General features: G+C 40.2%; 18 protein-coding genes. 5 read left to right on the top strand and 13 right to left on the bottom strand.

Annotated features, from left to right (window positions below; genetic code table 11):
* The first annotated feature begins 30 nt into the window (after positions 1-30).
* Positions 31-681, top strand: a complete 651-nt coding sequence (locus F896_RS19040) for a hypothetical protein (RefSeq protein WP_016162164.1) — start codon at positions 31-33, stop codon at positions 679-681.
* Positions 682-935: 254 nt separating this feature from the next.
* Here the strand turns inward: F896_RS19040 and F896_RS19045 are convergent, their stop codons facing one another.
* The 4 genes from F896_RS19045 to tatA form a co-directional block, all read right to left on the bottom strand.
* The gene (locus tag F896_RS19045) at positions 936-2921 is read right to left on the bottom strand and encodes a PhoX family protein (RefSeq protein ID WP_016162163.1); all 1986 of its coding nucleotides are present in this window, start codon (positions 2919-2921) and stop codon (positions 936-938) included.
* A gap of 182 nt (positions 2922-3103) precedes the next feature.
* The gene (gene tatC, locus F896_RS19050) at positions 3104-3868 is read right to left on the bottom strand and encodes a twin-arginine translocase subunit TatC (RefSeq protein ID WP_004804196.1); all 765 of its coding nucleotides are present in this window, start codon (positions 3866-3868) and stop codon (positions 3104-3106) included.
* The gene (gene tatB / locus F896_RS19055) at positions 3865-4305 is read right to left on the bottom strand and encodes a Sec-independent protein translocase protein TatB (RefSeq protein ID WP_016162162.1); all 441 of its coding nucleotides are present in this window, start codon (positions 4303-4305) and stop codon (positions 3865-3867) included. Before tatB ends, tatC begins: the two co-directional genes overlap by 4 nt.
* Positions 4306-4317: 12 nt before the next feature.
* Positions 4318-4533: a Sec-independent protein translocase subunit TatA gene (gene tatA, locus F896_RS19060; protein WP_004678519.1), complete on the bottom strand. Its 216-nt coding sequence runs from the start codon at positions 4531-4533 to the stop codon at positions 4318-4320.
* Positions 4534-4685: 152 nt separating this feature from the next.
* On the opposite strand from tatA, the gene F896_RS19065 reads away from it, so the two are divergent.
* Positions 4686-5573, top strand: coding sequence for an AEC family transporter (locus tag F896_RS19065; protein WP_016162161.1), 888 nt, complete (start codon positions 4686-4688; stop codon positions 5571-5573).
* Positions 5574-5593: 20 nt separating this feature from the next.
* Here F896_RS19065 and rdgB read toward each other — a convergent pair whose 3' ends face one another.
* The 9 genes from rdgB to F896_RS19110 form a co-directional block, all read right to left on the bottom strand.
* Positions 5594-6217, bottom strand: a complete 624-nt coding sequence (rdgB, locus tag F896_RS19070) for an RdgB/HAM1 family non-canonical purine NTP pyrophosphatase (RefSeq protein ID WP_016162160.1) — start codon at positions 6215-6217, stop codon at positions 5594-5596.
* Between the two features lie 59 nt (positions 6218-6276).
* A complete protein-coding gene (locus F896_RS19075; protein ID WP_016162159.1) occupies positions 6277-6822 on the bottom strand; it encodes a hypothetical protein in 546 nt (181 codons plus the stop codon).
* Positions 6823-6961: 139 nt separating this feature from the next.
* Positions 6962-7549, bottom strand: a complete 588-nt coding sequence (locus tag F896_RS19080) for a tetratricopeptide repeat protein (RefSeq protein ID WP_016162158.1) — start codon at positions 7547-7549, stop codon at positions 6962-6964.
* Positions 7546-8139 carry a methionine biosynthesis protein MetW gene (gene metW / locus F896_RS19085; RefSeq protein WP_016162157.1) on the bottom strand — a complete coding sequence of 198 codons (594 nt, stop codon included), beginning with the start codon at positions 8137-8139 and terminating at the stop codon, positions 7546-7548. The genes F896_RS19080 and metW overlap by 4 nt, the downstream gene beginning before the upstream one ends.
* A complete protein-coding gene (gene metX / locus F896_RS19090) occupies positions 8139-9299 on the bottom strand; it encodes a homoserine O-succinyltransferase MetX (protein ID WP_005209009.1) in 1161 nt (386 codons plus the stop codon). Before metX ends, metW begins: the two co-directional genes overlap by 1 nt.
* 126 nt (positions 9300-9425) lie before the next feature.
* Positions 9426-11123 (bottom strand): 2-isopropylmalate synthase, encoded by a 1698-nt coding sequence (gene leuA, locus F896_RS19095; RefSeq protein WP_016162156.1) that lies wholly within the window; start codon positions 11121-11123, stop codon positions 9426-9428.
* 458 nt (positions 11124-11581) lie between these two features.
* Positions 11582-12265 carry a Fe2+-dependent dioxygenase gene (locus F896_RS19100; protein WP_016162155.1) on the bottom strand — a complete coding sequence of 228 codons (684 nt, stop codon included), beginning with the start codon at positions 12263-12265 and terminating at the stop codon, positions 11582-11584.
* Between the two features lie 103 nt (positions 12266-12368).
* Entirely contained in the window at positions 12369-14636 is a 2268-nt protein-coding gene (locus F896_RS19105) for a TonB-dependent receptor (protein WP_016162154.1), read from the bottom strand.
* A 488-nt stretch (positions 14637-15124) separates the two neighbouring features.
* On the bottom strand, positions 15125-17302 hold the full coding sequence (locus tag F896_RS19110) for a TonB-dependent receptor domain-containing protein (RefSeq protein WP_016162153.1): 2178 nt from the start codon (positions 17300-17302) through the stop codon (positions 15125-15127).
* 248 nt (positions 17303-17550) lie between these two features.
* On the opposite strand from F896_RS19110, the gene tig reads away from it, so the two are divergent.
* The 3 genes from tig (at position 17551) to clpX (ending at position 21193) form a co-directional block, all read left to right on the top strand.
* Positions 17551-18882: a trigger factor gene (gene tig / locus F896_RS19115; protein ID WP_005318089.1), complete on the top strand. Its 1332-nt coding sequence runs from the start codon at positions 17551-17553 to the stop codon at positions 18880-18882.
* 352 nt (positions 18883-19234) lie between these two features.
* Positions 19235-19840, top strand: a complete 606-nt coding sequence (clpP, locus tag F896_RS19120) for an ATP-dependent Clp endopeptidase proteolytic subunit ClpP (RefSeq protein WP_004775790.1) — start codon at positions 19235-19237, stop codon at positions 19838-19840.
* Between the two features lie 42 nt (positions 19841-19882).
* Entirely contained in the window at positions 19883-21193 is a 1311-nt protein-coding gene (gene clpX, locus F896_RS19125) for an ATP-dependent Clp protease ATP-binding subunit ClpX (protein WP_005185075.1), read from the top strand.
* Positions 21194-21209: the final 16 nt, after the last annotated feature.

The raw sequence follows: 21209 nt of genomic DNA, 5'->3' as shown, positions 1-21209 counted from the left end.
GACTGAGGTTTTTTTTATGTAGGAAATAACATGCGTCTAGTGATGAGTGCAGTATTACTGAGCGTGGGAATGACGTCTTTGCATGCGGCTCCAGTATTAAGTGCCAATATTACCCGTGAGACCCAAACCATTGGCAATGATGGAGTGACACGTACCAGTGTGTTTCAGGAACGCATGTATCGTAATACTCAGAATATCTGGATTGAACGTGTACTGCCTAAACATCACCAACATGGACATGAAAAGGGCGGGCATAAACATCTGGATTTAGCTGAAGCAGCGCAACATTATTTTATTGATCAGAAGAAACAACCCAAACTCAATTTGGTGCTGATGGAAGATAAAACTGTAGTCCATTTGCAAGATGCTGATGTCGATATGTTAGGACTCAGCAACTGTTGGAGCTGTGTGTATTCCTTGATTGACCCTAAAAGCTTAAAGGGAATGACCGTCAAGAAAAAAGACAGCAACAGCACTTGGTATGAAAGCCAGAATAAGAAAAATAAAATGACCATTGAATGGGATAATCGCAATAACATTGCCAAACGGGTTGAAGTGCGCAGTCTAGATGGTTTGCGCTATGACATTCTGAAAGCCAATATCCAACAGGTCAATATTGCAGAACCTTGGAAAAGCTACAGTAAATTTACCAGTAAAGATTATTCAGACTTTGGTGATTAATTGCATAAAGCTGGATTGACTGAATTGAGCTCCTTTTTTAAAGGGGCTTTTTTATAGCAACAAAAGGAACAAAGATAGATAAGTTATATTGCCCACCTGTTCTCACACAGATGAAGCAATCGAAATAAAAACGATGGTTTACTGTGCTTTTTCTATGGCTTAAAACGAATGTGGATTAATGCAATCAGCTGACTCGGTTCAATAAAAAATGCCGACCTTTGTCGACATTTTCTTTGTGAAGTTAAAGCTTGGATTTAAGCTTTTTTCTCAATCGATGGTCCGACTGGATCAGCGGTGATATAGCCGACACTTGCACTATAGCCACCATTATAGTTCGCTAAAACGGTTGCTTTTAATTCAGCTGGAAGACTTGAGCTATCACCCGCGTGTTGGAAGTTGCTCATGATATACGTCCAACCATTGACTGAATCAACGGCATGTAGACCAGTAGATTCTGCACCTGCTGGTGTAGACAGAATTCGGTCTAAAGACTTGGTCTCAACGTTATACGCCCATAGGAAGTTATTGGTATGGTTACCACTATCTTCACCGATGAACAACGTACGTAAAGTTTCAGAGAATTTTAGGTTGTCTGGGCTTGCAATGTTATTTGGATCAGCAGTATTGCCCAAGCTATCTACAGGAATGTCCTTACCCATGAGAACCATATGACTTTGGTAAGGCGTCCACTCACTATTGATCACATTGTTTAGATGGTCAACTTGGCTACCTTTCAGGTCATGTGCAAGCACACCACCAGCTTTCAAGGTGCTCTTGAATTTAACATTGTGTGCAGCAACCCAACCTGATTTACCTTCAATCATTGAATCTTGAATATTGGCAAGTGCAGAATAAGCAACCTTATCCTTAATGTTAACGGTGGTTCCTTCCATTTTGGTGAATGCCATACTACCGCCTTTAAGGGCTGCATAACGGTGCGTTTCGAGGAAGGCAGCAGCTAATTCGATTTCTGCTTTGCTGAAACCATTATTAGCTTCTTTTAACTTGATCCAGAGTGTTTTCTTATCCAATACAATCTGCGTATAACCCGTTAAGTCTGCAGGTGCAGTGGTTAAGCTCTCCATAATGTTTTCCGCTTTAATGCCGCGAACATTGACCAAGTCTTCAATGGTTTTACTGTCGGTATGACCCAGTTTAATCCACTTAATTGGTGCTGTAGACGTTTCATTCAGCTCAGCAGTGTACTTTGCAACGTATAGCGTCCCCGCAGATAAATCTTTTTCTTTATCTGCAACAAACATAAAGAAACCACCGTTGGTATAGTCATCACCCATGATCACGGTACGGTTGTCTGGCATGACTTGAATCAGCTCATGTGAGATACGGCCTAAGCAGTAGTGCTTAACTGCAGTACCACGACCTTTACCATCTAGAATGATTTCTGGTAAATGACCATAGTTATAGGCATTCGCCGTATTTTCATTGCCATACAGATTTTTACTGTAGGCTCTTAATGTTGCTAAGGTGCTACCGATTTGATCAAAGGCATCTGGTTCATATTCTTCACTTGAAAGGTGAGTATTCCAAGGAGAAAGACTGGCACCACAAGTAATCCATAGACCATGAACTTTAGACATATCGACATTGAAGTATTTTTTCAATGCAAGATGTCCAGTTTTTTGATCTTGGTCTAAGGTCAATACGGCAATAGGAGATGGCAACTGACCATACATACTTTGTTTGGCCAAGTTTTGTGTGGTGTATTCGAACTGAACCACGTGGAAGACTGGGTTGTTGACGCCGTCAACTTTTGCATCTTTGAGATGGATCATTGAAGAGCCATCTGGACAGTCAGAGAAGAATTGACGCTCTTGACCTGCAACAGAAGTATCTCGGATCGCCTTGTTATTAATGTCGTAATAGCTACCCGCAATAATTTTTCCACCATTGATATTGTCGACTTCCATACCAGTGCGGAAAAATTCTTGATAACCTAATTTATATTCTGTGCTGGTATTGTCTTCCCAAGTCACTGTTAAACTTGATTTGACTGAAGTGGTGGCCATTTCTGCTGTAGTTGATGGTGCAGCCATTGGCGTAAATTTGGCATTTTTAAATTTAACCAGTTTTGCTGGTGGTGTAACAACGTTATTATCGTTGTCATCATTGCAACCAGTTAAAGCTGCTGCTGTGCCCATTGCCCCTAGTGGTAAAAACGGAACACCCGCGAACCATTTTAAAATATCACGACGACTTGGCTGATTGGTATTGGCTGTCATAGTAAATCCGTATCTGTAATATATGATAAATAAATCCTGATAGATTCTATGAAGCGGAGATGACAGTTTTCTGACAGTTTCAAGGCAGTTTAAAGACAATTTTTATTTTATAACTGATTAATAAATATAGGGTTGTAATAAAAAATCTCCGATGGATTTCGGAGATTTGTCAAGTATTCAAGTCAAGCAGATGCTTTTCTTTTTTCCAGTATTTTTCCAAATAATAAACCCAATTCAAATAGCATCCACATCGGAACTGCCAGCATGATCATGGATAAGGCATCGGGTGGCGTGACAAACATTGCGACAAAGAAACACCCGACTACGATGAAGCGACGCTTTTCGATCAGCGTTTGGGTGCTGACCACGCCAATTAAAATCAAAACTAAAGTAATAATTGGGATTTCAAAGGTAAAACCAAACACCAAGAACAATTTTAGACAGAAGCTTAGATAACTGTTGATGTCTGTCATTGGTGCAACTGTTTCCGGAGAAACACTAATAAAGAAATGTAAAATCGCAGGTAAGGTAATGAAATAAGCAAATGCTACACCTAAATAGAACAGCACAATACTGCCTAATAAGAGAGGAATGGCCAAATGACGTTCTTTTTCATACAGTGCTGGTTTGATGAATGACCAGATCTGATAAATGATATAGGGCATTGCCAGCATAAACGCGACAAATAAATTCAGCTTAAACGGTGCCATAAATGTTGCAGTGACATCGGTTGCAATCATGGTGGAGGTTGCAGGCAGCTGTTGTCTCAAAGGCTCAGAAAGCCATTGATAGGTGGTATTTCTAAAAGGCAATAAGCAGAAGAAAAGAAAAATCGTTACCCCAACAATCTTAAATAGATATTGACGGAGCACAATCAAATGCTGCATCACAGGCATTTGCTGTAAGGGTTCATCAGTAGTGACTGAAGTCGATGGTAATTGGCTCATACGGCAATCTTTAATTCTGTATCAAACTGTTGAGTCGATAGGTTCGGCTCCAGTTTGAAAGGTAACTGCTTTTGATATTCAAGACTGAAAGGGATGATCGCTTGCTGAGAAAAAAGCGTATAGGTGATTGGGGCTTTAGTCTCAGTTTTTACTTCTTCAGCTTCAGAAGGCGTTTGTGTATTTTTAAGCGCGTCCAGCTGTTGTTGCATCCTGCGTTCAAGTTCAGTGATTTTATCAATTTCTTTTTGCATTTCTTCGCGGAACTCAGAAAGGCGTAATTCTCGATCAATTTCGTTCTGAATGTTGTTGATAAACTTTTTAATTTTTCCATACCATTTCGCTACGAACCGTGCAGCTTCTGGCAATTTATCAGGACCGAGCACCAGCAATGCAATCACGGCAAAGCAAAAGATTTCGGTCATTCCCAAATTCAGCATAATCGTGCTCGCTTAGCTTTTTACTGAGCTTTCAGTATTTTTAACTTGAGCATCAATGGTGCGAGGTTCATTTAAAGGTGTCGCGGCTTCTTCTTCTTTCATTGATTTTTTGAAATCTTTGACAGCACCGCCAACGTCTTTACCGAGGTTTTTAAGCTTTGATGTACCGAAAAGTAGAATTACCACAATTGCAAAAATCAGTACGTGCCAAATTGATAAACCAGCCATCATTCTATTCCTATAAAACTTTGGATATATCTCAACAGCTTGGCATGACAAAGATGTGACACTTATATTGCAGTTTTAAGACAGCGCATTTACCCAACGGTAAATAGTGCTAGCATAAGCAGCATATCAAGACATGATAAAAACAGATCGACATGACCTTTATTCTCCCCATCAGTGCCTTTATTTTCGGGCTGTTGCTTGCTCAATTCAAAGTCGCCGAACAGGCGAAGAAAATTTTATCTTCCTTATTGGCACGATTATTTATTCCAGTAGTAATCATCTACAATATGGTGTTTTATCAGGCAGGTAGCTTTGCACTGATGGGATTTAGTTTCATTACATCGATTCTTCTATTTTATTGTTTTTTCCATTTTTCAAAGGATCGCTTACAAGCGCTCTGTGTGAGTTATAGCAATATTGGCTGGTTAGGTTTTCCATTTGCCATCGCCTTATTTGGAGAGCAGGTCAGTGGTGCCATGATCGCGCTGTATATTGGCGGCTCACTGTTTGGCAATATTTGGGCGGTTGCTGCAGTTTCAGAAGGGCCGACTGATTACGTTGCAACACTGCATAAAGTTCTCAAGTCACCGCCGGTATTGGCCTTGTTTGCAGCCCTTATTTTATGGCTCTTGGGGATTCATCGTTTGCAAGGCAATGGAATTGTAGAAGGGCTGTATGATATTGCCAAATTTGGGATGAGCTTTGCGGGCATGTGTATTTTAGGGATGTGGCTGAGACATACTCGAGTACATATGGCTGATTTGCTATTGAGTACACGAACCTTAATGTTCAAGCTGTTGTGTGGTGTCGTGATCTGTACGTCGACCTATTATTTTTTTGCGATTCCGCAGATTGAATCATTGCTCCCTGTGCTGTTCTTTTTATTTTGTTTGCCACCCGCTGCGAATATTGTCGCTTTGGAAACCCATTACCAAGGTACAGGTGTATCAGCACGCTATATTGCTGCGGGAACCATCGTAAGCTGTGTGGTGATTGTGGTCTATGGTCTATTGCTGCATATAAAAAATGCCCTCATTTAGTAGGAGGGCATTTTTGTGTTTTAAACCAGACTGGCTTTAAACAGCTGCATCGCTTGACCGCGATGGCTGATCTTATTTTTATCAGCTTTGCTCAGTTCAGCACTCGAAACATTGAGTTCAGGCAGCCAAAATAGTGGGTCATAACCAAAACCGTTTTCACCACGTGCTGCTGCTAAAATTTCACCTTTCCAGATGCCTTGGAAAATTTGTGGCAGTGGATCTTCTGCATGAGTGACCAGTGCCAATACGCAGACAAACATCCCTTCAATCGCTTCACCTTCTTTACGGAATGGTACAAGATCAGCCAACAGTTTTTGATTATTGGCAGCATCATGACCATGTTCACCCGCATAGCGTGCCGAATAAATCCCAGGTGCACCACCTAAGATCGGGACACACAGTCCAGAGTCATCTGCTAGCGCAGGTTTACCTGAAAGTTTAGACGCATGGCGTGCTTTGATAATGGCATTTTCAACAAAGCTGAGACCGTCTTCTATCGCATCTTCAATATCGAGTTTGCCTTGAGGAATAATCTCGACAGGAAGATTAAGTTGTTGAAACAGATGTTCAAATTCGACCACTTTGCCTTTGTTATTACTTGCGAGGACAAGGCTGCCTTGGTTGAGCCATGATTGAGTAGACATGAGTTAAACCTATCTAAGTTTTGTGTATTTTAACGTATTTCTAGAATGAAATAGCTGAATTAAGAATATGAATGAATAGAGCATTTTTTCCGATTAAAAATGATTTGGGCGGTATAGTTTTCTGTTTCAATCAAAGGTGTCTGTTGTGGGTGCTTGCTTTTGCAATCAAAAGTAATACTTCCAAAAATTGAAGGGAAATTGAGGCTGATATACGCGATGGGATAAAAATGCTCTTGGGAATAAAAAGGGAGCTGAAAATGAAATTGATTTTTTGGCTTTGATGATATTTCACTGACTTCTACATCTGTATTTTTTCTGAATACTGGTAGCATTAAGATCGTTTCACGCTGTAGATGGGTTGTGATAAATGGGAAAAAGTAATCAGACTCATATGTCGCATAAGCAGTTGAATTTAACTTTTCTAACTCTTTCATGAAATCGCTTTGTGTATAGCCATTTTTATAAGAAGTAATTTGAATCGAGAAAGTTAATATTTGAGAACGATCAAAAAGGAATGGCTTGAGCATTTGAAATATAATGATGCCACTAATTATAAAGAAAATACTGATATAAATTGACAGTTTAAATTCATTTCTATTAAGCATTAATTTCCTCTTCTTTATACTTATTGACTTAGCAGCAAATTATCCTTAGGGGTTTTATGTGATATAGACCAAGATTATCGTAATAAAAAACCGACTCTCACAAGTCGGTTTTTATATCACTCAATAGATCTAAACAAGATTATTGCGCTTGAATCCATTTATCAGCACGGTCACGTGCAGTACGAATCTGATCTTGAGTTAAGTTTGCAGCCAACGCGGTTTTCTTACCTTCAGAAAGACTGATCACTTTGGTATCCAACATGCCATCACGAGTTGAAAGCTCATACCACTGATAAGCACCGACAAAGTTTTTCTTCTGCTCTTCCATCATTGCAAGATTGAAGCTGGCACGGTTGTCACCATTGCTTGCTGCTTTCTCGAAATATTTACGTGCTAAAGTATCGTCTTTCTTTACACCAATACCATCGGCATACATACGGCCAACATTCAATTGCGCTGCAGATAAACCTTGGTCTGCTGCTGCTTTGAATAAAGAAAATGCTTGTTTTTCGTCTTTAGCAACGTCTTTACCAAACTGGTAACGGGTTGCCAAGTAAAACTGTGCCCCAGCTTGACCAGATTTTGCTGCGCTTTGTAATTCATTGATACCCATCACTGAATATCGCGCTGCCTGTGTTGCAACCGATTGAGGTTGAGCAACATAGTCAGCGTGCGCTTGTATACTGATCAGACCAAATAAAAATGTGCTGATTAATGTCTTTTTCATAGAGCGCTCACTCGATAAATTGCGACTTCACCAAATAGGTTCGGCATATGCTTACTGAGCACACTACCTTGTTGGTCACCATTAACGGCAAGTCGATTAATAATTTTAATCCGATTCTCAGCACATAAGGCTTCAAAGTCACGGAAAGTACATAAATGAATATTCGGGGTGTTATACCACATATAAGGTAAAGCTTCCGAAACAGGCATTTTCCCTTTCAATGCAAGAAAAGAACGTGTCTTCCAATGCGCAAAGTTTGGAAAAGTAATAATGGCCTGTTTACCGACACGCACCATATCACGAAGTAATACATCGGGTGCATCTACAGCTTGCAAAGCTTGTGCCATAACCACAGAGTCAAAAGACTGGTCGGCAAAACGGCTTAAACCGAGGTTTAAGTCCTGTTGGATAATATTTAACCCCCGACTGACGGCAATTGCAATCTTTTCTTGATCAATTTCTAGACCATAGGCACGAATATTGTGTTGTTTGCTCATATGAGCCAACAATTCACCATCACCACAGCCTAAGTCTAACACGCTAGAGTTCGGGTTAATCCATTTTTCGGCGAGTCGTTGATCTATACGCATTAGTGCTGCTCCTGCGATGTCGATTGCAACTGTTGTTCTCCACCTAAAAATGCGCGTAGAGTTTTCACATACAGTGGAATAGGGAATAAGAATGAGTCATGGCCTTGTTCAGCATCAATATCTAAGTAGCTGACAGGCTTATGATTATCAATCAAAGCATCCACCAGTTCTTGAGAACGGCTTGGACTAAAACGCCAGTCAGTGGTAAATGAAATGACCAGAAACTTGCATTTTGGTTGACTCATCGCCTTCGTCAAAGAATGCTCATACTCTCGAGAAGGGTCAAAATAATCCAAGGCCTTAGTCATAATCAAGTACGTATTTGCATCGAAATTGCGGCTAAATTGTTCGCCTTGGTAACGCAAATAGCTTTCCACTTGGAATTCGACATCAAAACCATACATAAATTTGCCCGATTTTAAATCGCGACCAAATTTCTGTTTCATGGCTTCTTCAGACAAGTAGGTGATATGACCCACCATACGTGCCAAAATCAAGCCGCGTTTTGGATAACTGTCATTTTCCAGATAGCGACCATGATGGAAATCGGGATCAGACAGAATCGATTGGCGTGCAACTTCGTTAAAGGCAATATTTTGGGCTGATAATTTTGGTGCACTGGCGATGATGGCGCATTTTTGTAATCGGTCTGGATAATCCAATGACCATTGTAAGGCTTGCATGCCACCCAGAGAGCCGCCTATCACCGAGTACCAAACTTTAACGCCTAAACGGTCAGACAACATCGCTTGAGTTTTGACCCAGTCACGCACCGTGACTAATGGGAAGTCAGGACCATAGGGGCGATTTTCATTTTCTGGATTTGGTGAGGTTGGACCTGTAGAGCCGCTACATCCACCGATATTATTTAAGGAAACAACAAAGAAGTGATTGGTATCAATCGCTTTTCCAGGGCCAATACAGCTGTCCCACCAGCCTGCCTTCTTATCATCTTCATGATGATAGCCTGCAGCATGGTGATGTCCTGACAGCGCATGGCAAATCAGAATGGCATTGGATTGATCTGCATTGAGGGTTCCATAGGTTTCAACCATTAAATCGAAACGTGGCAATACGCGGCCACATTCAAGTTCTAAAGGTTGTTCAAATTGAAACTTTTGTGGTGTGACTAAACCCACTGAATCCGATGGAAAAGACACTGGAATGATTCGCCCTATAATAAATCATTAATAATAAAAGGATACCAATTCAGGTATCCTTTCAAAAGTCATTTTTTCTGATATTACAACTCAGCTTTACTGACGATTATGTGATATTTCACTTATCTAAACGGCTGCTGCAGCCACTTGATCGGTGGTTAATACCCCTTGTTCAATCAAACGATTGGTACATGCAATGATGGCTTCGATTGATGAAGTCACGATGTTGTCATGTACACCCGCACCAAATGCGCTCTTACCTGTGCCTTTCACTTGAAGCTCAATCAAGGCAAGTGCTTTGGCATTGGCACCTGAACTGATACTGCGCTCCTCATAGTTCACCACATCAATTGGTAACTGTAAGGCATTCAACATGGCTGAGATCGGACCATTACCTTCTCCGCGGAGGCGCTGAATTTCACCGTCAATTTCAACATCCAATTCAATGATTTGTGTACCATTGATATCTGACAATTGATAATGTTTGGTTTGATAATGGCTGTTCTTCACATCGACATAGGTATTTTCAAATAAGGTCCAGATTTCATGTGCACTGATTTCTGTACCATTTTCATCGGTATGTTGCTGTACGATCTGACTGAATTCGATTTGAACACGACGTGGTAAGGCAACGTTGTAGTTCGATTCCAATAAATACGCAATACCACCTTTACCTGATTGGCTATTCACACGAATCACCGCATCGTAGTCACGCCCCAAGTCTTTTGGATCGATTGGCAAGTATGGCATATCCCAGATTTCTTCATTTTTCTGGAATTCGAAGCCTTTTTTAATCGCATCTTGATGTGAACCAGAGAACGCAGTAAAAACTAAATCACCTGCATATGGATGACGAGGATGAACAGGTAAACCTGTACATTCTTCAACTGTCGCAATGATTTCATTGATATTTGAGAAGTCTAAGTTTGGTGCAACGCCTTGGGTGTACATGTTCAAGGCAATCGCAGCAACGTCCACATTACCCGTACGTTCACCATTACCAAATACACAACCTTCTACACGGTCAGCACCTGCCATAATCGCCAATTCAGAGGCTGCGATACCGCAACCACGGTCATTGTGACAGTGAACAGAGATAATCACGCCATCACGACGTGCCAAGTTACGGTGCATCCATTCGATTTGATCGGCATAGACATTCGGTGTAGACACTTCAACTGTTGCAGGCAAATTCAAGATGACTTTATTGGTCGGTGAAGCTTCCCAAATTTCAGTCACAGCATCGCAGACATCTTTGGCAACGTTTAATTCCGTTGCTGAGAAACATTCTGGGCTGTACTGGAAAATCCAGTCTGTAGCTGGGTATTGCGCTGCATATTCTTTGACTTTGCTTGCTGCATTAATAGCAAGTTGTTTTGAGCCATTGGCATCAACATTCAAGACCTTCTGGCGGAAGGTCGGTGAATTTGAGTTATAGATATGCACAATGGCACGCTTTGCATCAACCAATGCTTCGAAGGTGCGTTCAATCAAATGATCACGTGCTTGCACCAAAACTTCGATATAGACATCGTCAGGAATCAAATTTTCTTCAATTAATTTACGAGTAAAATCGAAGTCAATTTGAGATGCTGAAGGGAAACCAATTTCAATATGTTTGAAGCCGATTTTAACCAACATGTGGAACATTTTTAATTTTTGATCCATATCCATCGGTTCAAAAATCGCTTGGTTACCGTCACGAAGGTCGGTACTCATCCAAATCGGCGCTTGATTGATTTCATTATTTGGCCATTGGCGATCTGGTAAATCCACTCGCTGGTACATACGGCGGTATTTTTTGCTTGGGTCAGCCAACATCATGAGAAAACTCCTTGTCGTAGCATGGTTGCTGAGTCAAATAAAAGGCAACGTGCTACAGATATATATGGTGTCTATAAGAATTAATTTAAAGCGAATTCGGGGATCAAGCGCCTAAAAATGTAGGCGAAAAAATTTATACGCGCGCGAGGCGCAGCATCAGGAGAAGTGCAGCAAGATGTGTTGTATGAGACGGGTGGGTAAAGCCGCGATTTGTTTTCATCATCTACCATTCATAGTGGGTATTTAATTTTGCAGTTATATTAATCATCTAACGATATTCAGTCTAGGCGAAAATACAGACGACTGCAAAGGTCTATAAAACATTTTAATTTGAATGAATGGGAAATATTTCCCTGTTTTTTGCACTATTTAAATTTTAATGGGGAAAATTTCCCGTAATTTTATCAATTAGAGATAAAAAAGTTGTTTTTATCTCTAAGCTTTGAAAAGTGTACGAATTATAGCTCAGCCCACTTTCGCATTAGGTTGTGGTAAAGATTGGTCATTTTAATCACTTCTTGATGAGTGTCACCCAGCTGTACACGCAAATTTTGGATAGTCTGATCCAGTGTAAATAACATATTACGTTCAGCATCATCACGGATCATGCTTTGTACCCAAAAGAATGAAGCCGTCCGACACCCGCTGCTGATCGCAGTCACTTCGTGAAGACTAGATGAAGGGTAGAGCACCATATCGCCCGCGGGTAATTTGGCTTCGTGATAGCCGTAAGTATCTTCGATGACCAACTCACCGCCTTCATATTCATCAGGTTCTGATAAAAATACGGTGCAAGATAAATCTGTGCGTAAACGTTCTTTCGTGCCACGAATTCGGCGAATTGAATTATCGACATGGAAGCCGAAAGATTCCTGATTTTCATAACGATTGAAAAGCGGGGGGATAATATCTAGCGGTAAAGCTGCTGAAAGGAACAGGGGATGTTTACCCAGTTCTTCTAAAATGATGTTACTGAGATGGTGGGTTAAATGATGATCTTCAGGGAGTTGCTGATTATTTTTCACTGTAGCAGACAGAGTACCTGCCGTAACTTTTCCATTGGTCCATTCTATTTTATCCATTTCTTCGCGAAAGTACTGAACTTGTTCTTTGCTTAATACATTGGGAATATGATGGATCACGATGATTACCTTTATAAAAACAATGAATGATAAAAAATAGCCTCATTATGAGGCTATTTTTGCAATAAAATCCATAATTAAATTATGGGTTTTATTGATAGGATTAGTACTTAAAGTTTACAGACAATACTGCACTACGACCTTCAGCTTCTGACGCATAGTGAGATGCGTAGGCTTTAGTGAAGTAACGTGTATCAGACAAGTTATTTACATTAAGTTGTAAGTTCACGTTTTTATTTACGTCATACTTAGCCATCGCATCGTAGCGTACATAACCAGGAACCCACTTCGTATTAGTTGCATTACCATAGACTTTGTCCATCGCAACTGCACCAGCACCAAGGGTAACTTGTGGTAATACTTTATAAGTTGTCCATAAAGTAGCAGAGTTCTTTGGAACGTTTGGTAATTGCTTACCTTTCGCTGCATTTTCAGGAGTACAAACACCAGCACGGCTACAGCTAGGACCAGGGTTGGTATTTTCACTGTCTAAATACGTATAACCTGCGCTAACAGCCCATTTATCAGTGATATAACCGTTTAAGCCAAGCTCGATACCGTCAACTTTACTATCACCACCGTTGGTGTACGTAGTTGGATCAAGTTGAATACGGGTGTTTTGCTTCTCTGTACGGAAAATTGCAGCAGTTGCATTGAGTTTATTGTTGAATAAATCCCATTTTGTACCAATTTCAAAAGTACGTGCTTTTTCTGGATCTAGATCGCGGTTGTTTGCATTCACCGCAGTTTCAGAGCCATCACCTGCATCGATACCGACTGGGTTTGCAGAAGTTGCAAAGCTTGCATAGATACTGCCATTTTCAGCAGGTTTAAAGGTTAAGCCAGCTTGGTAACTAAAGAAGTCCGTATTATTTTCTAATTTAACACCTGTTGCATTGGTTTTTAGCTCAGTATCAAATTTATCCCAACGTACACCTAAGTCGAGTAACCATTGTGGTGTAATTTCGATATTATCGAGCGCATAAACGGAAGTCGATTCAGACGTCGTTGTTGTAACAGCTTTATTCGCAGTCACTTTTCCTAAGAAACGATCATTCGAATTTGGATTAAATGTTGACGTACACCAACCATTCGATGCGACTAAACCTAAGCTACACGCGCCGTTAGCAACTGCACCGCCAATTGCTTTTGTATTTGGATCGGTAATGGTATAGCTACCCTTATCTGATTCAGCTTTACTATATTCAGCACCAACATTGAAACTATGTTTGAATGCGCCTGTATTGAATTTACCTGTTAACGCTAATTGATCAGAAAACGTATCTGTATCAGTAATACGTGTATTGGCACGACGCCAGATACCAGTATCCTTCAATTGACCTGTCGTCGGGTTAAGGAAGTTACCTTGACTGTCATCAGGTTGAGTCCAAACATAGTCATTTTTAGATTTGTTATAAACTGCGGTATTACTTAAAGTTAAGTTTTCTGTTAAGTCATGCTCTAACTTAAAAGTACCTACTTGGTTTTCTTGTCTTTGGAAATCACGATCTTTCCAACCATAATAGATGCCTTTTTTAACATCGATTGGTTTGCCTGAACCAGCAGCAAAGTTATTCGGGTTGTTATATGGAACGCCTGCATCAGGGGTATCATCAGTTTTTAAGTAGTAATAACTTAAAGTTGCACGCGTAGCTGTATCTAGGCCAAAAGTAATGCTTGGAGCAATACCTGCACGTTTGTATTCTGCACCGTCATCGCCTTGACCTGCTTTATTGTTGTGATGTCCCATAACAACGACACGAGCAGCAACACCATTACCAAAATCTTTATTACCATCAAGGGTAATACGTTGATAATCATCTGTACCGCCTTGTACAGATCCTTCTAACGAATCACCTTTCTTTGCGACTTTGGAAATAAGGTTAACGTTACCACCAACAGAACCACCGCCACCTAAAGAAGATGAAGAACCTTTTGATACTTCAACTTGTTCAACCGCAAACATTTCACGGTTTTGAGAAGAAGCATTGCGGATACCATCCACATACATTGAGCTTTCAGAGCTATAGCCGCGAATAAACGGACGGTCACCGTTTGGGTTACCACCTTCACCTGCACCTAGCGTAATACCAGGAACTGTACGCAGTGCATCACTTAAAGTTGTCACCTTGGTATCTTCAATCAGTTGTTTTGAAATCACAGAAACTGATTTTGGAGTATCAAGTAGAGGAGCAACAAATTTAGTATTTGCAGATTTATCTACTTTTAGACTTTGTTCTTTTTCAGCTTGAGCATGAATTGTTGGAAGCTGAACTGCCTGATCTTGTGCAATCGCTGGTACTGCAATTACTGAGAGTGAAGATGCAATTGCAGAAGAAACGAGTTTCTTCCGTGATTTAATAAAAGACATGGGGCACGCCTAAGTATGTAAAAATTTATGCAAAGGATAATCATTGTCATTTCTATATTCATTTGTTTTGGATTGATTTTTTCAATTGTTTCTAATTATTACAATGGAAACTTAAATAATTTTTCATCCCGAATTGTTCAATAATGTTGTTAATTTGTTGATTTTTTTATTTAATCTAAAAAAACGATTGTTTTTTAAATGTTAACTCTTAATTTAGATGTTGTGGTTTTTTCATTTAAATGGTGAAAACTTTTGAATATCAGTTCGTTATTTTGAACATGTAAAGAGAAAAGAGTATTGCTAGAAAAAATAGGGTGAATATTACCTAAAATTTCTATCCTTGGCGCTCGGATGCTTTTGGAACTTAGAGTAAATTTGGGGGATACTAAATAGCTACTAAGGTATTTACTGCTAAGAGTAGCGTGATTGGAATGTATAAAGAACCCTGCATTAGCAGGGTTCTTTAAAGTCATTGAATATTCATCTACTTAGAAGTCATAAGACACCGATAACCAGAAGTTACGACCTGCAAGGTAGGTGCCTGACATTCCTGAGCCGATCACCATATAGTCATAATAAGAGGCTGGATTTCCATTGGCATCAATATAAGAGCCATTGCTAGTGAAATCTTTGTCAAGCAGGTTATTCACTGCACCATTGAAGCGCAATTGATCATTCACACTATAGCTTGCACCTAAGTTGAATAGGTTATAACCCTTCAATTTATTATTGGTCGCATTGTAAATCAGGGCATCGTCACCTGTAGTTTGCGCGATATCGTAGCGTTTACGTTCTGACTTATATTCATGCTGTAACCACACATCAAAGGCATCATTGATATGCCAAGTTGAGGTCATGTTCAAGGCATTTTTAGGGACATTACTTAGATATGAACCTTTATTCTTACCTTTGGTAATTTCGGTTTCCATATAAGTATATGCAGCTTTAATATCCCATTCAGGAATAATGCTGTATTTCAAGCTGAGTTCTACACCTTTGGTTTCAGCTTCATCTGCATTGATTTTTTGTGAAAAAACATCCTGAGTGATATGTGAGCCATAACTCACACAACCTGGTTGGTTAGGATTAGTTGCGGAGAAACAGTTCTGTAATGCTGAACCCTCAGTAATCCGGTTTTTAATTTTGGTAAAAAATGTGGTTGTACTCAGATCTAGATTGCCGTTGTTATAGTTGAAGCCAAGTTCATAGTTGGTTGACTCCTCAGGTTTTAGATTGGGAGAACCAACGTTAAAAGTGGTGCCTTGTCCACTAATACTAACAATACCATTGTGAAGATCTTTTGCGGAAGGGGCTTTATAACCTGTGCTCACCCCACCTTTAAAAGTAAGATCGTCAGTTGCATTCCAGACCAAGTATGCACGTGGGCTAAACTGCCCCCCAAAACCAGAATGATCTTCATAACGGCCTCCAAGCGTAAAGCCGAGATTATCTAGGATGCGCCATTCATCTTCGGCATAGACTGAAAAAGAGTCTTTTTTGAATGTCGCTCCAATTCCTGCAATATCATCTGCAATTTTTGCTTCTTTATATTCCGCACCAACTGTTAACTTATGATCTGCGATCGGCATCACCACATGTGAATCGGCGACGAAATCAGTATTTTTTAAAGTACGATCCTGACCAGCTGAAGCATTGCCCGGGAATGTATTACGTGGAATGGTACGTCCGACTGTTTCGGTTTTTGTTTGACTGACATAAGAGTTCCATTGGCCAAAGCTATAATCACCGTTATGACCGACCGCAATTTGATCACGTTTAAACTCTAATTCATCTTTATAACCGTTGGCACGGGCGGGTGTATCAAGTGTGCCTAGACGGTTATCATCATTCTTATAGGTTTGACTTGAGTGAAAACCATCGACCCAAAAATTATTTTGCTCATTTAGTTTAAATGATAATTTACCACCTACATCATAGATGTCTGCTTCACTTGGGCGTGGATCGCGACCAGAAGTACCAGGAATTCGTTCAGATTTTTGACGATCTAAATAAGAACCACGTAACTGTACACCTAGTTTATCCTGAATAATCGGACCATTGACCACGACGCTGGTTTTCCATGAGTCGGCTTCTCCGCCATGCTCCATCACATTGCCACTCACTGTGACATTGCCATTCCATTCGTTACTAATTTTCTTGGTAATAATGTTAATTACACCGCCCATGGCTTCTGAACCATAGCGGGTTGCCATTGGTCCACGAATCACTTCAATCCGTTCAATTGACGCTAGTGGCGGTAAGAAACCATTTGCAGACTCACCGAAGCCATTTGGTGTTACGTCTGAAGACGTAGTTTGGCGACGACCGTCAATCAGAATCAGGCTGTATTCACTGCCTAATCCACGCATTTTAATATTTAAACCCGATGTTTTCCCAATACCATCTCGGATGTCGATACCAGGTACATCTGCAAGTAGATCGGCAATGCTGGTTGCATTTTTCTTTTCAATATCTTCTTTCGTGACCACACTAATCGAAGCAGGTGCATTTTTAATATCTTGTTCAAAACCAGCTGCCGATACCACAATGGTTGCAAGCTGGTGTGTATTGGTATTTTCAGATGCCTTCGTTGTATCGGCGAAAGCGGATGTGGTCATTGCCCCAAGTAATGCGAATGAAAGGGGATTCAAATTAAATTTACTCATAACTAGAGTTCCAAAGCTGGACGAGAAAAAAAGAACAAATGCTTAAAAACAGCACAAAGTATAGTGATAATACTTATCATTAACAACAAAAGATAACATTTGTTTTAAGGTTGTTTTAAGAAAACTATGTTTTTGGCTAAAATGAGAAATATATTTGCTTTTTTAGCATCCGATTTTGTATATCCAGAAAGTTGTCATATAATGTGGCACTTTAAAAATTGTTATTACTAACTAATATCGAGGAAGCCATGCAAGTAACGACTGAAGCGGTTTCGGGCGTTGCCCGTCGTTTAAATGTTTCTGTACCGACGAGCCGTGTTAACGAGCAATTTGAAGCTCGCTTACAACGCACTGCCAAAACTGTGAAGATCAACGGCTTCCGTCCAGGTAAAGTGCCTTTGAACGTTGTTCGCCGTGAATATGGTGCGGGCATTTATCAAGAAGTTGTGAATGACATCATTCGCGACACAGTATTTGAAGCAATTCAACAAGAAAAAATCAATGCGGTTGGTATGCCGAACATTGAAAAAGTTGAAAACAAAGATGATGCTTTAGTTTTTGAAGCGACTGTTGAAGTTTATCCAGAAGTAGAAGTGAAAGCTTTTGCTGACTTGGAAGTTGAACGTAAAGCATCTGAAATCAACGACAAAGACGTTGATGTGATGATCGAAAACTTGCAAAAACAACGTCAAACTTGGGCTGTAACTAAAGGTATGGCGAAGAAAGACATGCAAGTAACTTTCGACTTCGAAGGTACTGTTGACGGTGAGAAGTTTGAAGGCGGTGCTGCTGAAGACTTTAAACTTGTACTTGGTTCAGGCCGTATGATTCCTGGCTTTGAAGACGGTATCGTTGGTATGAAAGCTGGCGAAGAGAAAGTGATTGATGTGACTTTCCCAGAAGATTACCAAGCTGAAAACTTAGCGGGTAAAGCAGCTCAATTCAAAATCACTGTGAAGCAAGTTGAAAAAGCAAAACTTCCAGAAATCGATGCTGAATTCTTGAAAATCTTTGGTTTAACTGAAGAAGAAGGCTTAGACAAGTTAAAAGCTGACGTTCGTAAGAATATGGAACGTGAAGTTCGCAACGGTCTTCGTAACCAAGTTAAACAAGCTGCATTTGATGCGCTTGTTGCTGCAAACGAAATTGAAGTTCCTGCTTCAATGGTTGCTCAAGAAATTGACCGTCAACGTCAACAAATGATCCAGCAGTTCACTCAACAGTTTGGTGCTCAAGGTGCAGGCGCATTTGACAGCAGCATGCTTCCTGATGAATTGTTCAAAGAACAAGCTGAAAAATCAGTTAAGCTTGGTGTATTGGTAAGCAAAGTATTGGCAGACGCTAAACTTGAAGTTGATCAAGCACGTGTTAATGCTTACATCGATGACATGGCTTCTTCTTATGAAGATCCAACAGAAGTTGTTGAATACTTCAAAAATGACCAACAACAACGTGCTCAAATCGAAGCTGTTGTGTTAGAAGACCAAGTTGTTGATCACATCTTAGCTGCAGCTAAAGTGAAAGATGTTGCGATCAGCTATGAAGACTTATTGAAAGAACAACAAGCTCGCCGTGGCTAATCTTTTAAAAAGTTGATTCAAGAAAAAGGCGCTTAATGCGCCTTTTTCTTTAGGGTTTAGAATTTTTTATTTCATTATGATGTAAAACAGTAAGACTTTGGCTTGCAGAGCTTTAAGCATACGTATGAAATTTCATAAACCATGCTGTGCATCATCAGAAAATCTCCCTTACTTAAAGTATCGATGGAAAGTCTGCAAACCCTCTGTTAGCAAAGTGTTAATTTGTCGAAAAATTGCCAGATTTTAGTCTAAATAATCGAATATTTCAGATTGAACCTTTTGCAATTTCATTGATTATCCCTCATATTGTTGGCATAGATCGAGTCACAATAATTTAGGAATAAGTAAACGTATGTATGTTCCAACAATTGAAAATGCTTTAGTTCCTGTTGTCGTTGAACAATCATCTCGCGGTGAGCGTTCATTCGATATTTTTTCACGTCTATTACGTGAGCGTGTTATTTTCTTAACGGGTGAAGTTGAAGATAACATGGCGAACTTAATCGTTGCGCAAATGTTATTTCTTGAAGCAGAAAATCCAGAAAAAGATATTCACCTTTATATCAATTCACCAGGCGGCTCGGTGACTGCGGGTATGGCAATTTACGATACCATGCAGTTTATCAAACCAGATGTTGTGACCTACTGTATGGGACAAGCAGCATCAATGGGTGCATTCTTATTGAATGCGGGTGCAAAAGGCAAACGTTACTGTCTTGAAAATGCACGTGTGATGATTCACCAACCTTTGGGCGGCTTCCGTGGTCAGGCTTCTGATATTGAAATTCACGCACGTGAAATTCTGTTCATTAAAGAGCGTTTAAATCGCTTAATGGCTGAACATAGTGGTCAAGATTACGAGACCGTTGCTCGTGATACAGATCGTGATAATTTCATGACTGCACAAGCAGCCAAAGAATATGGTTTAGTAGATGAAGTGCTGAGCAAACGTCCCTGATTTTTTAGGACCTAAGTTTAAGATTTAAGTTGTGGAGTAAATATGTCCGAACATCCTCAAGGACAAAAACATTGTTCATTTTGTGGTAAGACGCAATCTGAAGTTGGAAAATTGATTGCTGGTGAGGACGCATATATTTGTAATGAGTGTGTAGATGTCTGCTTAGATCTCGTTCAAACCAGTCAACAAGTTGAAGCAGGGGATTGGGCAACCAAAGCCTTGCCAAAACCACATGAAATACGTGCTGCCTTAGACCAATATGTGATTGGACAAGATGTTGCGAAGAAAACCTTATCTGTTGCGGTATATAACCACTATAAGCGTTTAAAAGTAGGTCAGTCGACTCACGGGCATCAAGAGATTGAAATTGCAAAAAGTAATATTTTGCTGATCGGACCAACAGGTTCAGGTAAAACATTATTGGCTCAAACACTTGCACGTTTACTTGATGTTCCATTTGCGATGGCAGATGCAACCACTTTAACCGAAGCAGGTTATGTGGGTGAAGATGTTGAAAACATCGTGCAGAAGTTATTGCAAAAAGCGGATTACGATGTAGAAAAAGCACAAAAAGGCATTATCTACATTGATGAGATTGATAAGATTACCCGTAAATCTGAAAATCCTTCAATTACCCGTGATGTGTCTGGTGAGGGCGTACAACAAGCATTGTTAAAAATGATTGAAGGTACAGTTGCGTCTATTCCACCACAAGGTGGTCGTAAGCACCCGCAGCAAGAATTTATCCAGATTGATACAGCTAACATCCTGTTCATCTGTGGTGGTGCATTCTCTGGTTTGGAAAAAATCGTACAGCAGCGTCAAGAGAAAGGTGGTATTGGCTTTACAGCAGATGTGAAGAATAAAGATGACAGTAAAAAAGTCTCTGAGTTGTTCCGTCAAGTAGAAGCAACGGATCTGGTTAAATTCGGTTTGATTCCTGAGTTTATCGGTCGTTTGCCAGTGATTGCGACTTTGGAAGAGCTAGATGAAGAAGCATTAATGCAGATTCTGACAGAACCTAAAAATGCATTAACACGCCAATACCAATATCTCTTCACCATGGAAAATGTAGATCTTGTCTTTGATGAGTCTGCGTTACGTGCTGTGGCGAAGAAAGCACTTGAACGTAATACGGGTGCGCGTGGTTTACGTTCTATTCTGGAAAACGTATTACTTGAAACGATGTATGACTTACCGAGTCGTACTGATGTTGGTACCGTTATTTTGAATGAAGCTGTCATTAATGGTACGGCTAAACCAACATTCAAAGCAGAGCGTTTACCACAAGTGGGTACACCAGAAGCAACTGAAAAGAAGGATTTGAAGGTGATTGATTCTAAATCAGCCTAATTCTCATTCATCTAAA

The organism is Acinetobacter genomosp. 15BJ (assembly GCF_000400715.1).
In the GTDB taxonomy this organism is placed as follows: domain Bacteria; phylum Pseudomonadota; class Gammaproteobacteria; order Pseudomonadales; family Moraxellaceae; genus Acinetobacter.
This window is presented reverse-complemented; position numbering and strand designations above follow the sequence as displayed.

Bases quoted from the DNA above. Each gene is read 5' to 3' on its own strand.
- F896_RS19040 (WP_016162164.1), top strand. From the start codon at position 31: ATGCGTCTAGTGATGAGTGCAGTATTACTGAGCGTGGGAATGACGTCT.
- F896_RS19045 (WP_016162163.1), bottom strand. From the start codon at position 2,921: ATGACAGCCAATACCAATCAGCCAAGTCGTCGTGATATTTTAAAATGG.
- tatC (WP_004804196.1), bottom strand. From the start codon at position 3,868: ATGAGCCAATTACCATCGACTTCAGTCACTACTGATGAACCCTTACAG.
- tatB (WP_016162162.1), bottom strand. From the start codon at position 4,305: ATGCTGAATTTGGGAATGACCGAAATCTTTTGCTTTGCCGTGATTGCA.
- tatA (WP_004678519.1), bottom strand. From the start codon at position 4,533: ATGGCTGGTTTATCAATTTGGCACGTACTGATTTTTGCAATTGTGGTA.
- F896_RS19065 (WP_016162161.1), top strand. From the start codon at position 4,686: ATGACCTTTATTCTCCCCATCAGTGCCTTTATTTTCGGGCTGTTGCTT.
- rdgB (WP_016162160.1), bottom strand. From the start codon at position 6,217: ATGTCTACTCAATCATGGCTCAACCAAGGCAGCCTTGTCCTCGCAAGT.
- F896_RS19075 (WP_016162159.1), bottom strand. From the start codon at position 6,822: ATGCTTAATAGAAATGAATTTAAACTGTCAATTTATATCAGTATTTTC.
- F896_RS19080 (WP_016162158.1), bottom strand. From the start codon at position 7,549: ATGAAAAAGACATTAATCAGCACATTTTTATTTGGTCTGATCAGTATA.
- metW (WP_016162157.1), bottom strand. From the start codon at position 8,139: ATGCGTATAGATCAACGACTCGCCGAAAAATGGATTAACCCGAACTCT.
- leuA (WP_016162156.1), bottom strand. From the start codon at position 11,123: ATGATGTTGGCTGACCCAAGCAAAAAATACCGCCGTATGTACCAGCGA.
- F896_RS19105 (WP_016162154.1), bottom strand. From the start codon at position 14,636: ATGTCTTTTATTAAATCACGGAAGAAACTCGTTTCTTCTGCAATTGCA.
- F896_RS19110 (WP_016162153.1), bottom strand. From the start codon at position 17,302: ATGAGTAAATTTAATTTGAATCCCCTTTCATTCGCATTACTTGGGGCA.
- tig (WP_005318089.1), top strand. From the start codon at position 17,551: ATGCAAGTAACGACTGAAGCGGTTTCGGGCGTTGCCCGTCGTTTAAAT.
- clpP (WP_004775790.1), top strand. From the start codon at position 19,235: ATGTATGTTCCAACAATTGAAAATGCTTTAGTTCCTGTTGTCGTTGAA.
- clpX (WP_005185075.1), top strand. From the start codon at position 19,883: ATGTCCGAACATCCTCAAGGACAAAAACATTGTTCATTTTGTGGTAAG.